The sequence below is a fragment of the Paenibacillus sp. MSJ-34 genome (assembly GCF_018918005.1).
Classification (GTDB): Bacteria; Bacillota; Bacilli; order Paenibacillales; family Paenibacillaceae; genus MSJ-34.
Genome location: NZ_JAHLPR010000037.1, coordinates 1 through 14,609 on the forward strand (window position 1 = coordinate 1; position 14,609 = coordinate 14,609).

The window sequence follows — 14,609 nt, forward strand, 5'->3', positions numbered from 1 at the left end:
AGTGTATCCACATAATGTTGACTTGAACCGAACGAACTGGGAAACCTCCACTTTTTTACAGTCCGCGAGGCAGATCCACTATATTCAGTGTTTGATATTACGGGCTTTCGAAATTTAGGTTCAATAAGCTACGGAGGGCGAGTTATGGTAGTTTCCGTGCGCAAATGGTTGGAACGGCTGCGGTTTCTTATCCTTTTTGTCGCATTGACTTATTTGATGATTTACTTAATCGGATTGCTGAGCGATTGGATTGCGCCTGTCGACCGTTATCGCGAGCCTCAAGGCAAGGCGGTCAAAGTATTCCGGCAAGTACCGATGGAGGATTTAACCGCCGCTACGATGGCGGACCGGCTGCGGCTTTTCTATTGGTATGGAGAGTAAAATGCGCTGCGGGCAGGAAATCGGCGATCGTTGTTGAACTACTATTATGTGGTTGTTCAAATGCCAAGTCGACGTGATGGAATACGCATGTCAAGAACTACAAAATGTTTAGGAGTTTTCTTCGGATGAACGAACATTTGCAAGCCTTCATGCATTTTCTCGAAGAGGAAAAAGGCCTGTCCAGCAGCACTTTGAAATCATATGAAAACGATTTGCTGCAGTTTCTGCATTTTTTGCAGGAAAAGAAAGAAGTTGAGTCGATGTCCGACATCCATAAACCGGATATCGTTCAATATTTGTATGAATTGAAGCAGCGCGGACGCGCTACGGCGACGTTAAACCGCAACATTGTATCGATCCGCTCTTTTTTTCATTATTTGATCAAAGAAAGAGTTATCCAGCAGGATCCGGCGTTTGATCTGGAAACGCCGAAGTTGGTGAAGAAAGCGCCTGTCGTATTGTCGGTTGAAGAAATCGAACGGCTGCTCGAAGCGCCAAAGCCCGATACCGTTCAAGGCATTCGCGACAAGGCGATGCTCGAGACGTTATATGCGACCGGCATTCGGGTTTCGGAGTTGATCTCGCTCGATCTCGACCATATTTATCCCGATTTGGGCTTTATACGGTGCATCGGCAATCAGGGCAAAGAACGAATCGTTCCTCTGGGGCGGGTCGCTTCGCGCTGTTTGACCGTTTATTTGGAGCGTGCGCGGGAAAGTCTCTTGAAGGGAAGAAGCGGAGAGCGGGCGCTGTTTATCAATCAATTGGGCACAAGGCTGACGCGGCAAGGATTTTGGAAAATTATTAAAAAGCATGCGCGGGAAGCGGATATCGTCCACGATATTACTCCGCATACGCTGCGCCATTCCTTCGCCGTGCATTTGCTTGCGGGCGGCGCGGATTTGCGTTCGGTTCAGGAAATGCTCGGACATGCGGACATATCGACAACGCAAATTTATACGCAGATGGCGAAGAAGAGCATGAAGGAAGTATACGAGCAAGCGCATCCGCGCGCAGGCGCGAGATAGCTCGACATACAGACGAAGGAGATGAACAGCTTTGTTTAAACGAATTTGCGTAATCGTTCTGGACAGCGTAGGCATCGGCGAATTGCCCGATGCCGCGCACTTCGGCGATGCGGGAGCGCATACGCTCGGCCATATTATGGAGAGCGTCCCCGCTACGCGGCTCCCGAATATGGAGCGAATGGGGCTTGGCAATATAGCGCCGCTGCCTCATGTGAATCCCGCCGAATCGCCTTCGGCCTATTACGGGAAAATGGCCGAAGTATCGGTCGGCAAAGATACGATGACCGGACATTGGGAGATTATGGGACTGAAAATCGACACCCCGTTCAATACCTATCCGGACGGGTTCCCGCAGGAACTGCTCGACGAATTCGAACGGGAAACGGGACGGAAAGTGATCGGCAATAAACCGGCCTCCGGAACGGAGATCATCGTCGAGTACGGGGAAGAGCAAATGCGCACCGGCGCATGGATCGTCTATACGTCGGCGGACAGCGTATTCCAGATCGCCGCGCATGAAGACGTCATACCGCTCGACGAGTTGTACCGCGGATGCGAAATCGCGCGGAAGCTGACGTTGCGTCCCGAGTTTTCCGTCGGCCGCGTCATCGCCCGCCCTTATGTCGGCAAGCCCGGAGCGTTCACGCGAACGCCGAACCGGCACGACTATGCGGTGAAACCGCCGGAGCCGACGGTGATGAATACGTTGAAGGACGCCGGCAAGGACGTAATCTCGGTCGGCAAAATTAACGACATCTTCTCCGGGGAAGGCGTCACGGCGTCGCATCCGACGAAGAGCAACGCGGACGGCATTCAACAAACGCTCGCCGTTCTCGATTCGCCGTTCCAAGGATTGGCGTTCGTAAACTTGGTCGATTTCGACTCGCTGTACGGACATCGCCGCGACCCGGCCGGTTATGCGGCGGCGCTGGAGGAATTCGACCGCGCCGTTCCCGAATTGACGAAGCGGATCGGGCCGGATGATTTGCTTATGATTACGGCGGACCACGGAAACGATCCGACGCATGCCGGAACCGACCATACGCGCGAATACGTGCCGCTGCTCGTGTACAGCCCGTCGCTGAAGCAGCCGGCATCGCTCGGCGTTCGGGCGACGTACGCCGATGTCGCCGCGACGATCGCGGACAACTTCCAGGTGGCCCCGCCGGGGAACGGGACCAGTTTTCTATCCCAATTGCGTTAACGAAGACGAAGGATGATCATTTTACGGAGGGGAAACCATGACACAAGCATTGAATTATAACATGATCGAAGAAGCCGCCGCCTATATACGCGCCAAGACGCCGCTTAAGCCCGAGGTCGGACTGATTCTCGGATCGGGACTCGGCGTCTTGGCCGACTTGATCGAACAAGGAGTTACGATTTCGTACGGCGAAATTCCGCATTTCCCGCAGTCTACGGTAGAGGGGCATGCGGGCGAATTGCTGATCGGGCAGATTCAAGGCCGTGCGGTCGTTATGATGAAAGGCCGATTCCATATGTACGAAGGCTACGGCCCGGAAGTGACTGCTTTCCCGGTTCGCGTCATGAAAGCTCTCGGCATCTCGTCGCTGCTGGTGACGAATGCGGCGGGAGGCGTCAACACCGATTATCGCGCCGGCGATTTAATGTTGATCGCGGACCATTTGAATATGACTGGACGGAATCCGCTCATCGGCCCGAACGATAATGCGCTCGGCGTCCGTTTCCCGGATATGTCGGAAGCGTACAGCCGCCGATTGCGCGAATTGGCGAAGCGGATCGCCCAAGAGCAAGGAATCCCGCTGCAAGAAGGCGTATATGCCGGAATGCTCGGGCCAAGCTATGAGACGCCGGCGGAAATTCGCATGCTGCGCGTATTGGGCGGGGATGCGGTAGGCATGTCCACCGTATCCGAAGTCATCGTGGCGAGACATGCCGGCATCGAAGTGCTGGGCATTTCATGCATCAGCAATATGGCGGCAGGCATACTGGACCAGCCGTTGTCGCATGAGGAAGTGATGGAAACGACCGAGCTGGTGAAGGAGAAGTTCCTCAATCTGGTGCTGGCCGTGATTCCGCATATGTAAGATGCGTCAAGGCTTTTAGGATTAGGCGTTTGCTTTGGCGGCAGCGGCATATTCGGCCGTTCGCTCGTTTCTCGCGTATGACGCAAACAACCGGCAGCTCTTGACTGCCGGTTGCTTGAAATATAATATGCTGCGCTGTCAGCGAATGCCTGTTTTCTGTAACGCATGTTCCCAACTCGGATAGTAGTACAATGCGTTTTGCATTAAATCCGGGTACGATTTTTTAACGCTTTTTTTGCTCAATGTTTCTCCGTTAGCGTGCAATTGCTTTATGCGGGTTAATACATCTTCAGCATTCATTTGAATCTCCATCGACTTTTTACCCCTTTCGCTAAGATATTCTAAGTATATCCTTAAATGGAAAATGTTATAATATTTCTGACAAAAATCGATACGATGAGGTGACCGAGATGAGAGCTGTCGAAATTATTCAAAAGAAAAGAGACGGACGGGAATTGACATCGGAAGAAATTGCGTTTTTCGTTCGCGGATACAGCGAAGGCAGTATTCCCGACTATCAAATGTCGGCGTTGGCGATGGCGGTTTATTTCAAAGGAATGACAGCCCGCGAAACGGCCGATTTGACGCTGGAGATGGCGCGTTCGGGCGACCAGGTCGATTTGAGTCCGGTCAAAGGTGTGAAAGTGGACAAGCATTCGACCGGCGGCGTCGGCGACAAAGTAACGCTGGTGCTCGCTCCGCTTGCGGCCGCCGCAGGCGTTCCCGTCGCCAAAATGTCGGGCCGCGGTCTCGGACATACCGGCGGCACGATCGATAAGCTCGAGGCGATAGCCGGATTTTCGGTCGAGTTGTCGCGGGAACGGTTTTTTGAGCAAGTGAACGAGATCGGTGTCGCCGTCATCGGCCAGAGCGGCAATATGACTCCGGCCGACAAGAAGCTGTACGGATTGCGCGATGTGACGGCAACCGTCGATTCCATCCCGCTCATCGCCAGTTCCGTCATGAGCAAGAAAATTGCCGCGGGCGCCGATGCGATCGTCCTGGACGTCAAGACGGGAAGCGGGGCGTTCATGAAAACGTTGGACGATTCGATCGCGCTTGCCCAAGCGATGGTCGATATCGGGACCGAAGTCGGCCGCAATACGGTAGCTGTCATTAGCGATATGGATCAGCCGTTAGGATTTACGATCGGAAATGCTCTCGAAGTGAAGGAAGCGGTGGATACGCTGCGCGGGAAGGGGCCGCGGGATCTGGAAGAGATCTGCTTGCTCCTCGGCGCGCATATGCTCGTATTAGGCGGACAGGCGAAGGACGAAGACGAGGCACGCACGATCCTGAAACGGCATATCGCGGACGGCAGTGCGTTTGAGAAGCTGAAGCAGCTTGTCGCGGCGCAAGACGGAGACGTCTCGCAAATCGAACATACCGACAAATTGCCGGCCGCCGCCAAGCAGGTGGAGGTCAAGGCGAAGCAAGCGGGCATCGTACAAGCGATTCAAGCGGAAGAGATCGGCACGGCGGCCATGGTGCTCGGAGCAGGACGGGAAACGAAGGAATCGGTCATCGATTTGGCGGTCGGCATCGAATTGCGCCGCAAAATCGGCGATGCCGTGCAAACCGGGGACACGCTCGCCGTACTGTATGTAAACGATGAACGGAAAATCGAAGAAGCGTCGGCGCGCGTATTGGAGGCGTACCGTATCGGGCCCGATCCGATCGGGAACAAACCGTTAGTATACGCGATCGTGACCAAAGACGGCGTCAAGCGCCTGTGAATCGGTTGAAATGACAAGAAGATCCGCCCTATGCAATTTCCTGCATAGGGCGGATCTTCTTTGTTGTTCCTATATTTCATACAAAGTAACGTTTACATACCAAAACAATGAAAGCCCTGCCTCTCTTCCATCCTTGCGGCTCCGATGACCGCGCCAGTGTGAATCAGTAAATATTCGGCTCGCGGATCGCCGTGAAATACAATCCTTGCCTGCGGTAAAACGTCTTACAATTGTTGGAAAGTTGGATTCAAACCAAAATGAAATGGAACAAATCGGAGGATGAATCGTAGCAGTGATTTTTATATCTTACTACGAAATTGCAAAATATGCAATGGAATAATTTGTTTTCTTTCGGACAACAATAAGTAGAAGTACGATTCATAGCGACAGAGTTCATCGATGGAGGGAATACGCTTGAAAAAATGGCTATTGCTATCGCTTAGTTTGGCGCTAATCAACGGTATTTTCGTTCCGGCGGCATTTGCCGACGAGAAGCAGCCGACGGCAAGCGAGAAAACGGAGAAAAAATTGGATTTAGCGCCGAACGCCAGGTCTGCGGTGTTGATGGACGCCGATTCGGGCACGATCATTTTCGAAAAAAACAGCCACGATCGGCTGCCTCCGGCAAGCATTACGAAAATTATGACGATGCTGCTTATTATGGAAGCGTTGGATCAAGGCAAGCTGAAATTGGACGATCCGGTGCAAACGAGCGAATATGCGGCATCGATGGGCGGTTCGCAGATTTTCCTCGAACAGGGCGAGGTGATGACGGTCGACGAAATGTTGAAGGGCATTGCCATGGCGTCGGGGAACGACGCTTCCGTCGCGATGGCAGAGAAAATATCGGGGTCGGAAGAAGCGTTCGTGGAATTGATGAACGAGCGAGCGAAGCAGTTGGGGATGAAAGATACCCATTTTGTCAATTGCAACGGGTTGCCCGTCTCGAACCATTACACTTCCGCGCATGATATCGCCATTATGTCTCAAGAATTACTTAAGTATGATCAAATTACGAAATATACGGGAGCGTACCAGGACTATTTGCGCAAGCAAACGCCTAAACCGTTTTGGCTCGTCAATACGAACAAATTAGTCCGATTCTACACCGGTGCGGACGGCATTAAGACGGGGTACACGTCCGAAGCGAAGTTCTGCTTGTCGGCGACGGCGAAACGCGACACGCTTCGCGTCATTTCCGTCGTGCTTGGCGAGCCGAACGTGAAGACCCGCAATCAGGAAGTAACGAAGATGTTCGACTATGCTTTCGCTCAATACACGAATTTCCCAATATTCAAACAGGGCGACGAGATGGGAACGGTGAAGATCGAGAAGGGTTCCGTGCCGGAATTGACGTTAACCGCCAAACATCAATACAGCGTATTGATGAAGAAGGGTGCGGACCAGAAATCGATCCGGCATGAGCTTGTCATTCCGCAGCATATTACAGCGCCGATCCAGGCGGGACAGCCGCTCGGGAAGCTGGTCGTATATCAAGGAGATAAAGTGCTGAAGGAATTTGCGGTGGAATCGCCGCTCGAAATTAAGAAAGCCGGATGGTGGATTTTGTTCAAGCGTACGTGTTCGAAGCTCTTTTTTGTAGATTGATAGCAGTTTTCTTCTAGTTTTGTCGGCAGGCAGGAATTGGATTTTCCGATGTAGAATTGAACGAGAGAAAACCGATTGTTCATCATGGGGAGGGAATGAACATTATGAATCTGCAAGTGGAATTGGAACATCAACGGGACGTATTGATTGTACGTCTGAGGGGCGAACTGGATCACCATACAGCCGATGCCGTTCGCGCTAAAATCGACGAGTCGATCTATCGGGGACAAACGAATCATTTGGTTTTGAGCTTGAAGGATTTGCTGTTCATGGACAGTTCAGGGATCGGCGTCATTCTGGGGCGTTACAAGCTGATCCAAAGCAAAGGCGGCAAGATGGCCGTTTGCGACGTCAACCCTTCCGTACATCGGTTGCTGGAACTGTCAGGCCTGTTCAAAATATTGGCCCAATATGATAACGAGAGAATGGCGCTCTCGGGATTGGAGGTCGTATCATGAGCGGAAACAATGCGATGAAACTGCAATTTTCAAGCAAATCGGAAAATGAATCGTTCGCCCGCGTAGCCGTTGCCGCGTTCGTCTCGCAGCTCGATCCGACGATCGAGGAGTTGACGGATATTAAGACCGTTATATCGGAGGCGGTGACGAATTCGATCATTCACGGCTACGATAACGATCCCGACGGCATCGTTACGATTACGGCGAGCATCGAAGGCGAATCGATAACGCTAACGGTGGAAGATGAAGGGCGAGGCATCGAAGATTTGGAGCTGGCGAAACAGCCGCTTTATACGTCGAAACCGGAATTGGACCGGTCCGGCATGGGTTTTACGATCATGGAAAATTTTATGGATGAGTTCGAAGTCGTCAGCGAAATGGGCAGCGGTACGAAAATCCGGATGAAAAAACGGATTGAATCCAAAAAAGCGTTGTATAATTAGGGGTTGGGTCTATGGATGTCGATATGAAGCGAACCTCGCAAAATTACCTTGACGATACGGAAGTGAAGCGATTAATCGCGCTTAGTCAATCCGGCGATACGTTGGCCAGAGATACGCTTGTCAATTGCAATATCCGGCTCGTATGGTCGGTTGTTCAACGATTTATGAACCGCGGGTATGAGCCGGAGGATTTGTTTCAGATCGGATGCATCGGCTTGTTGAAATCGGTCGATAAATTCGATCTATCCTATGATGTCAAGTTCTCGACGTACGCGGTTCCGATGATTATCGGCGAAATTCAGCGCTTCTTGCGGGATGACGGCACGTTGAAGGTAAGCCGGTCGCTCAAGGAAATGGCGAATAAAGTGCGTAAAATGAAGGACGAACTCTCCAAAACGCTAAACCGCTTGCCAACCATTAAAGAGGTGGCGGAGGCGCTTGACATTTCGCCGGAGGAAGTCGTGTTCGCGCAGGAAGCGAATAAACCGCCGACTTCGATCCATGAGACGGTGTTCGAGAACGACGGCGATCCGATCACGCTTATGGATCAAATCGCGGACGATTCCCAGGAGCGTTGGTTCGACAAGCTGGCTTTGAACGAAGCGATCGAAGGATTGTCCGAACGGGAACGGCTCATCGTCTACTTGCGTTATTACCGCGACCAGACCCAGTCCGAAGTGGCGGCGCGTCTCGGCATTTCCCAGGTGCAAGTCTCCCGGCTGGAGAAAAAAATACTGCAGCTGATCAAAGAACAAATCGCTCAGTGAACAAGCCCCTCAATATCGAAACGGTATTGAGGGGCTTTGACGTGTGCCAATTGTTCGAAGAAGCGAACTCCTAATCAAAAAAAACGGAAACTGCAATTAATAGCAGTAGAAACCCGCTGATTAACGTTCCGAACTGTCCTATCGTAAACTTGCCGATTCGAACATGCGTTAGTTTCCGTCCGAAAGTAACGCCGGCCCAGACGGTCACAAAACTGCCGGCTGCCGCCAGGATCGATATGACTAGAGGGGAGAAACCTAACAAGCCCGCCCCGACACCATTCGTTAAAGCATTAGCCGAAAGGGCGATACCGAGCACGATTGCTTCCCAGAAACCGATGCTTTTGGAGTAATCGAAATCGATCGATGCAGGGTTCCGGAAGATCCCTTTTATTCCTTCCGACTTCGATTCGCTCTGTCCGGATAATGTGTCCTTGTTACGCGGAACGGCCAGCAACATAATTCGAATGCCGATAACAACTAAAATAAAGGCACCGAGCAAGACAGGCAGGATCCCGGGCAATATTTCCGAAATCCAGAGTCCGAAATATATGCCGGACATACTGAAAAGAAAACAAATTGCCGCAATGAGCAAATTTGAAAGCAAACTTATACGGATATTGCGAATCCCATAAGACAGGCCTACTCCCAAATTGTCAATGCTTGACGAGAAGGTTAACGCAGCAATAATAAACCATGATGTCATATGAAAAACTCCTTTTGACGATTATTTAATGAACATTATATTGGCGATTAGCAACAGTGTGCATATCCATTTACATGAAATGTTGACAAATGGGAAACGAGTTGATTGAATTTTGTCAATAGAACGGAATAACCGTTTATGTCGAGAAAAAAGGGTCGCCGAGTCCGTCTCAACAACCCATTACATCTATTTTTGATTTTCACGAACGTCCCGTTATTCGGACGGCTTGAACAATTTCGGTGTCTGGAGAGCGTTCGCAATCAGTTTTACGGCAATAGCATCGTCTATATAACCAATCGGAAAAATATAATCCGGAATAACGTCCACTGGCGAAATAAAATAAATCAATGCGCTTCCGATTAATGCCATCTCCCATGGAGCGCCTTTGTTTATGCGGAATTTCTCGTACATATCTTTTAGCTGATGAATAAACGGTCCGGTACCGCTTATTTTTTGAAGCTTTGTCTCAAATTGCCGCAGTATCGTTTCTTTGCCTTCTTCCGTTTGCGCATACTGTTCGTATTTGGCCAATTCCCGTTCGACATTCTCTACGCTGAACTGATTATAATGTACATTGGAGGATTCGAGGATGTCTTGAATATTGTCGATCGAGGCATGAATATCCGATTCCCGCCGATTGACAGAGTAACCGGCAGCGGCAAACAACTCCGAGACGGGAACCTCGAGACAATCGGCAAATCGTTGCAAATGTTCCGGAGTCGCTTTTCGCTTCCCGTTTATGATCCGCGAGACGGTGGCCGGATCAATCTGGGTGAGTTCGCTGCATTTCCTTATGGATAAAGAGCGCTCCTGTAACAGTCTCTTCAACAATAAGCCAAGGGTGCCGCTGTTCTTCTGTTCAGACATACTGACGATCCTTTCTAAAAACCGGTTTGCTTATAATATATATCGATGTTGACATTTTGTCAAAACGGATTCCCGTTACTCGCTACTTTTTCTGGCGATCAGCAATTGTCATTGACAGCATAAACGGTTGGGAGTACGATAAAACTTGTAGTCGTTCTGTCCTCGTTAGGCGAGTCTCCTATACAAACCTTCAGACTCCGGAGGATTTTCATTTTGAGAAAGGGGTGGGATCATGGAAGGAAGTCCGAGTCGAAACGATAACCGAAGGCGAGATTCAGTAAAGAGGAAGAGTCCTTTCCCTACGGCCCTCCCATGTTCCCCATGCGGCGATTTGCGCATGTTTCGCGATATGTGCGAGGCGTGCTTCGATTTGTGCGGGCCTATGTAACATGCGAGCAACCTTTGCGCGTAAGGAAACGGATGAAGGCTCTCTCTTTATGGGAGGGCTTTTTTGGTTTCGGTCGATTTCCACGGAAATAAAATACGAACCTCGTTAGGTGAGGCTCCTGTATGGAGAAATGCTGCTGCCCAGAAATGTCCAAAGACGCCAATGGGTCAACAGAAGCCATCGACATAAGGTGGTTTTTAATGTAGCTGGATTCCGCTCCTATGCCATACAGTGCTAAAACTCAACGAATGGAGGTGTCGATTTTTCGGGTATAACACGCCTTCATTCGTTATGGGCGTGTTTTTTTGTGTGGAGAAAAAAATGTTCATGAAGGAGGCAATGTTCATGGTACAAGAACTCAAAAAATTGCTAGCCCATCATAAGGAGTCCGAAATACGCGACTTCATATCCCGTTTTCAACCTTTTGATGTAGCGGAAATGTTAACAACAGATCTTGACAGTGAGGAACAGCTCGCGCTTATATCCATGTTTCCCATTCCGTTAAGTGCGGAAGTTCTCGAATATATCGAGCCGGAACTGCAATATCGCATTCTCGTTCGGAGCAGCAAAGAAACGACCACCTTGCTGCTTCATGAAATGTCAAGCGATAAGGTCGTCGATTTGCTCTTAGCCATTCATCCTCATCAAGCGGATAAATTAATGGAGTTATTGCCGCTCGATTATCGGGATAAACTGAGCACGTTGATGAACTATCCCCCGGAAACGGCAGGGAGTCTCGCTACAGTGGAATACATTGCCGTTCGGGATTCTTGGACGGGAGACCAGACTTTGCGGCATGTTCGAAAAGTCGGACATGAGGCCGAAATTGTTTCCTATATCTATGTTCTCGACACTTATGGAAAGCTAGTCGGCATCGTATCGCTGAAAGATACGATCATGGCAGGTACCGAATCGAAAATAGGGGATATCATGAAAGAAGATGTCATTTCCGTTCCCGCCGATATGCATCAGCAAGAAGTCGCGAATATTTTAACCAATTATAATTTGGTTGCGATCCCCGTCGTTACTCACGACAACCGGATGATTGGAATTGTTACCGTAGACGATTTGATCGATGTCATTCATGAAGAAGCGACCGAGGATTTTCAGAAACTGGGTGGAAGTCAGCCGCTAGAAGAGCCTTATTTTAAAAACTCCATTTGGAAATTGTTCCGCAAACGTATCGGATGGCTGCTCATTTTGTTTGTCGCGGAGGCTTATACGGGGAATGTGCTGCGCCACTTTGAAGATACGCTGTCCGAAGTGATTGCCTTAACCTTCTTTATACCATTGCTGATCGGCACGGGAGGCAACTCGGGAACGCAGACGGTAACGACGCTCGTTCGCGCACTGGCTCTCGGCGAAGTCAGATTCAAGGATATTTTCAAAGTAATGGGCAAAGAAGTAGCCACAGGTATTTTTCTCGGGATTTGTATGGGACTTGCCGCCTTTGTGCGGGCGGAGTTTCTGGGGGTGGGATTCGACATCGGCTCGGTAGTTGCCGTCACCGCCGTGTTTGTTGTCATCTGGTCATCCCTCGTTTCGGCGATCTTGCCGCTCGTTTTACACAAATTAAAAGTCGACCCGGCCGTTGTTTCAGGTCCGTTTATTACAACATTGGTTGACGGAACCGGATTGATCATCTACTTCACAATGGCCAAACTAATGTTGAATCTATAATCGTCCGGCAACGATCCCCGCTTGTTTTTCGGATTGGAAAAGAGGATTTTGCAGAAACATTTGCATTTCCTCAGGTGCGATTTGCGCCGCCGAAAGGGTTTTGTATTTACGATCGAGAATAAATAAAGCGGGACGAAAATAAACCGTAAGAGGACGGGGTGTTGTTCCGAGTTGCGTACGTATATGGCGGAGGGAATGCACATGGAAGCGAAATTCGAGGAATACAGCATTAATACGGTAGGCTATACGAACAGTATGGATTTGTAAAAGACGCCGAAAGATTTATGGTCAGACGACCCCGATTATGACCGGCATTAGACGAATTTTCATCAAATCAACAAGGAAGCGATCGTTTGAAGAACTTTCAGAATGTTTTCTTTTTTGCAACTTTAGCATTTTTTTTCATTGCGAGTGTACTGTCCGGGAATTCGACTTTTCAAGGTTTTGCCGGAGCTATCATTATTATTGTCATTATAGGCCTCGTATTGAAGTATGCGAATCGATTCATTTACGAGCCGTTGAGTGGCAAACTTATTACACGAAAAAATGGTTGGAATTTGCTGTTAAGTATTGACGTTCTCCTTATCACTTGCATCTCAATCATTGGTTTAGTGATCGTGAATCATAATGCGGAATTTGAGGAAAAGATGGCGAGTTATATTGTTTTTGGATCTTTTTATATCTTTGCATTGATTAAATCGATTAGATCAAACTTGCGTGAAAGACAACGGATGTTGAAAGACGATAAGGATACACATATCTAACGAAACGAATCGGTGTGGAACGAATATGGAAGTAACGAATACACTGCGCATTTGAAGGAGATATAAATGGAAGATCAGTGGATCATATCGCAATACAATTCAGATTGGAAAGCGGAATTTCAACGGATAGGGTCCCATTTAAGGCGGTCGTTGGGCGAACTGGCGATCCGGATCGATCATATCGGATCGACATCGGTTGTTGGAATGGATGCGAAACCAATCATCGACATTCAAGTTTCCGTTATCGATTTTGATGATGTATCGGTGTATAAAACCAAGATAGAACAAGTGGGGTTTGTTCTGCGGGAGATGAATCCGGACAAAACGAAAAAGTATTTTCGAGAAATGCCGGGAGCCAGGAGAACTCATGTTCATGTACGGCGGGCGGGAAGTTTTGGAGAACAAATGACGTTGCTTTTTCGTGACTACTTAAGAACGCATCCGGCAGATGCGATAAGATATGCCCGGGAGAAACATCGATTAATGAGTATGTATAAGAATGAACGGCCGAAATATGTTGAAGGAAAAGGACCGATGGTATGGAATATATTGCAAAAGGCTCATCGATGGTCGCAGGAAATCGGCTGGAGACCAGGCAAAACGGATGTGTAAGCGTTGGTGCGTTCCTGCGGTGAGCAGCAAGGCGTTTAACAAGACCGATGGAATTTGTATTTAGGGCTGCTCGGAGGCAGCCCTTCATGTTAGCGATTACGATGATCTTTCAGAGAAACCGTTATTTATCTACACGTATTGATCGGACGGAGTATTATCCAACATGACGGCTTGACCGGGATGATTGGACTGCAGCATCCCAACGAGCTTGCAAAATGGCGATGATGCACCAGCTAAGCGCCGCACTTGCCACTTCGCGGACAGATGAAGGGTATATGGCAGAAATTATAGAGAATCCCGACGGAACCTATTGTTATGTGGAAAAGCATTGCCCGATTTGCGAGGCGGCGAGAGCATGCTCCAATCTTTGCAAGAAGGAAATGGAGATGTTCCGGCAAGTCATCGGCGACGGTGTCGAGATCGCAAGAGGCGAGCATATTTTAAAAGGCGACAATCGTTGCGTGTATTGGATTAAACCGGAAGAGACATCTGTGTGAACCTTGCACATTATACCGGGTATGTACTGGTATGTTGTCCTGGGAGCAAATTCGTAATTGTCTTCGGTAAAAGCGGTTTCAAAAATTCGAACAAGGGAGTGTTCTATATGAACGGAAAGTTTGCATTTTCGCGTATCGGCTATGTCTACGTTCCTACAGCACAAATCGACGAATCCATTGCATGGTATACGTCCAATCTGGAATTTAAATTGATAAACAAATTTCAAGACAGGGGTTCGTATATTGCGGTGCTGCATCATCCGCATCAACATTCGATTGCTTTATTGCTCATTGAGACGACAGATAAGAAACCGTTGGAAATTGCGAGAAACGGACAACCCTTTCCGATTATGGCGCTCAACTGCCCGGATATTGAATTTACGCATCGCCAGCTGCAGGACAAAGGATGGGAAGTCGGGGAACTGCATACGCTAGGCAACGGAGAGGCGAAATATTTTTACTTCAGAGATAATGAAGGAAACCTATTGGAAGCGGCATGGTCCGTTTGGGATCCAATAGACGAATTTAAAGCAGATTTTTAACCGAATATTTAAGCTCTAGGAGGATTTCGTATCCTTCTGCAGACCGTTTCCAGCAGCGTTTCTACT

Annotated in this window: 17 protein-coding genes and 1 riboswitch; of the genes, 14 read left to right on the forward strand and 3 right to left on the reverse strand. The window is 49.1% G+C overall.

Features of this window, described 5'->3' with window-relative positions; translation table 11 throughout:
• The first annotated feature begins 144 nt into the window (after positions 1-144).
• The 4 genes from KQI79_RS18595 to KQI79_RS18610 all read left to right on the forward strand — a co-directional run bounded on the left by KQI79_RS18595 (position 145) and on the right by KQI79_RS18610 (position 3,478).
• A complete protein-coding gene (locus KQI79_RS18595) occupies positions 145-381 on the forward strand; it encodes a YqzK family protein (protein ID WP_216539801.1) in 237 nt (78 codons plus the stop codon).
• Between the two features lie 125 nt (positions 382-506).
• Positions 507-1,409, forward strand: coding sequence for a site-specific tyrosine recombinase XerD (gene xerD / locus KQI79_RS18600; RefSeq protein ID WP_216539802.1), 903 nt, complete (start codon positions 507-509; stop codon positions 1,407-1,409).
• A 31-nt stretch (positions 1,410-1,440) separates the two neighbouring features.
• On the forward strand, positions 1,441-2,613 hold the full coding sequence (gene deoB / locus KQI79_RS18605; protein WP_216539803.1) for a phosphopentomutase: 1,173 nt from the start codon (positions 1,441-1,443) through the stop codon (positions 2,611-2,613).
• A gap of 37 nt (positions 2,614-2,650) precedes the next feature.
• Positions 2,651-3,478, forward strand: a complete 828-nt coding sequence (locus KQI79_RS18610) for a purine-nucleoside phosphorylase (RefSeq protein ID WP_216539804.1) — start codon at positions 2,651-2,653, stop codon at positions 3,476-3,478.
• A gap of 138 nt (positions 3,479-3,616) precedes the next feature.
• Here KQI79_RS18610 and KQI79_RS18615 read toward each other — a convergent pair whose 3' ends face one another.
• Positions 3,617-3,790: a hypothetical protein gene (locus KQI79_RS18615; protein ID WP_216539805.1), complete on the reverse strand. Its 174-nt coding sequence runs from the start codon at positions 3,788-3,790 to the stop codon at positions 3,617-3,619.
• 98 nt (positions 3,791-3,888) lie between these two features.
• Between KQI79_RS18615 and KQI79_RS18620 the strand changes: the two genes are divergently transcribed.
• From KQI79_RS18620 to sigF, 5 genes are all read left to right on the forward strand, one after another.
• On the forward strand, positions 3,889-5,214 hold the full coding sequence (locus KQI79_RS18620) for a pyrimidine-nucleoside phosphorylase (protein WP_216539806.1): 1,326 nt from the start codon (positions 3,889-3,891) through the stop codon (positions 5,212-5,214).
• A 399-nt stretch (positions 5,215-5,613) separates the two neighbouring features.
• The gene (locus tag KQI79_RS18625) at positions 5,614-6,822 is read left to right on the forward strand and encodes a D-alanyl-D-alanine carboxypeptidase family protein (RefSeq protein ID WP_216539807.1); all 1,209 of its coding nucleotides are present in this window, start codon (positions 5,614-5,616) and stop codon (positions 6,820-6,822) included.
• Between the two features lie 104 nt (positions 6,823-6,926).
• Positions 6,927-7,280 carry an anti-sigma F factor antagonist gene (spoIIAA, locus tag KQI79_RS18630; protein ID WP_216539808.1) on the forward strand — a complete coding sequence of 118 codons (354 nt, stop codon included), beginning with the start codon at positions 6,927-6,929 and terminating at the stop codon, positions 7,278-7,280.
• Positions 7,277-7,723, forward strand: coding sequence for an anti-sigma F factor (gene spoIIAB, locus KQI79_RS18635; RefSeq protein ID WP_216539809.1), 447 nt, complete (start codon positions 7,277-7,279; stop codon positions 7,721-7,723). Before spoIIAA ends, spoIIAB begins: the two co-directional genes overlap by 4 nt.
• Before the next feature lie 11 nt (positions 7,724-7,734).
• Entirely contained in the window at positions 7,735-8,490 is a 756-nt protein-coding gene (gene sigF, locus KQI79_RS18640; protein WP_216539810.1) for an RNA polymerase sporulation sigma factor SigF, read from the forward strand.
• Positions 8,491-8,560: 70 nt separating this feature from the next.
• On the opposite strand, the gene ytaF is transcribed toward sigF, so the two are convergent.
• On the reverse strand, positions 8,561-9,193 hold the full coding sequence (ytaF, locus tag KQI79_RS18645; protein ID WP_216539811.1) for a sporulation membrane protein YtaF: 633 nt from the start codon (positions 9,191-9,193) through the stop codon (positions 8,561-8,563).
• 213 nt (positions 9,194-9,406) lie between these two features.
• Positions 9,407-10,060, reverse strand: coding sequence for a DUF1232 domain-containing protein (locus KQI79_RS18650; RefSeq protein ID WP_216539812.1), 654 nt, complete (start codon positions 10,058-10,060; stop codon positions 9,407-9,409).
• Positions 10,061-10,542: 482 nt separating this feature from the next.
• Positions 10,543-10,709, forward strand: a riboswitch (M-box (ykoK) riboswitch).
• 84 nt (positions 10,710-10,793) lie between these two features.
• Between KQI79_RS18650 and mgtE the strand changes: the two genes are divergently transcribed.
• The 5 genes from mgtE (at position 10,794) to KQI79_RS18675 (ending at position 14,543) form a co-directional block, all read left to right on the forward strand.
• The gene (mgtE, locus tag KQI79_RS18655; protein WP_216539813.1) at positions 10,794-12,128 is read left to right on the forward strand and encodes a magnesium transporter; all 1,335 of its coding nucleotides are present in this window, start codon (positions 10,794-10,796) and stop codon (positions 12,126-12,128) included.
• 353 nt (positions 12,129-12,481) lie between these two features.
• The gene (locus KQI79_RS18660; protein ID WP_216539814.1) at positions 12,482-12,892 is read left to right on the forward strand and encodes a hypothetical protein; all 411 of its coding nucleotides are present in this window, start codon (positions 12,482-12,484) and stop codon (positions 12,890-12,892) included.
• 66 nt (positions 12,893-12,958) lie between these two features.
• On the forward strand, positions 12,959-13,504 hold the full coding sequence (locus KQI79_RS18665) for a GrpB family protein (protein ID WP_216539815.1): 546 nt from the start codon (positions 12,959-12,961) through the stop codon (positions 13,502-13,504).
• A 215-nt stretch (positions 13,505-13,719) separates the two neighbouring features.
• A complete protein-coding gene (locus tag KQI79_RS18670; protein ID WP_216539816.1) occupies positions 13,720-14,001 on the forward strand; it encodes a helix-turn-helix domain-containing protein in 282 nt (93 codons plus the stop codon).
• A gap of 107 nt (positions 14,002-14,108) precedes the next feature.
• Complete coding sequence (locus KQI79_RS18675; protein WP_216539817.1) at positions 14,109-14,543, forward strand: VOC family protein; 435 nt, start codon at positions 14,109-14,111, stop codon at positions 14,541-14,543.
• Positions 14,544-14,609: the final 66 nt, after the last annotated feature.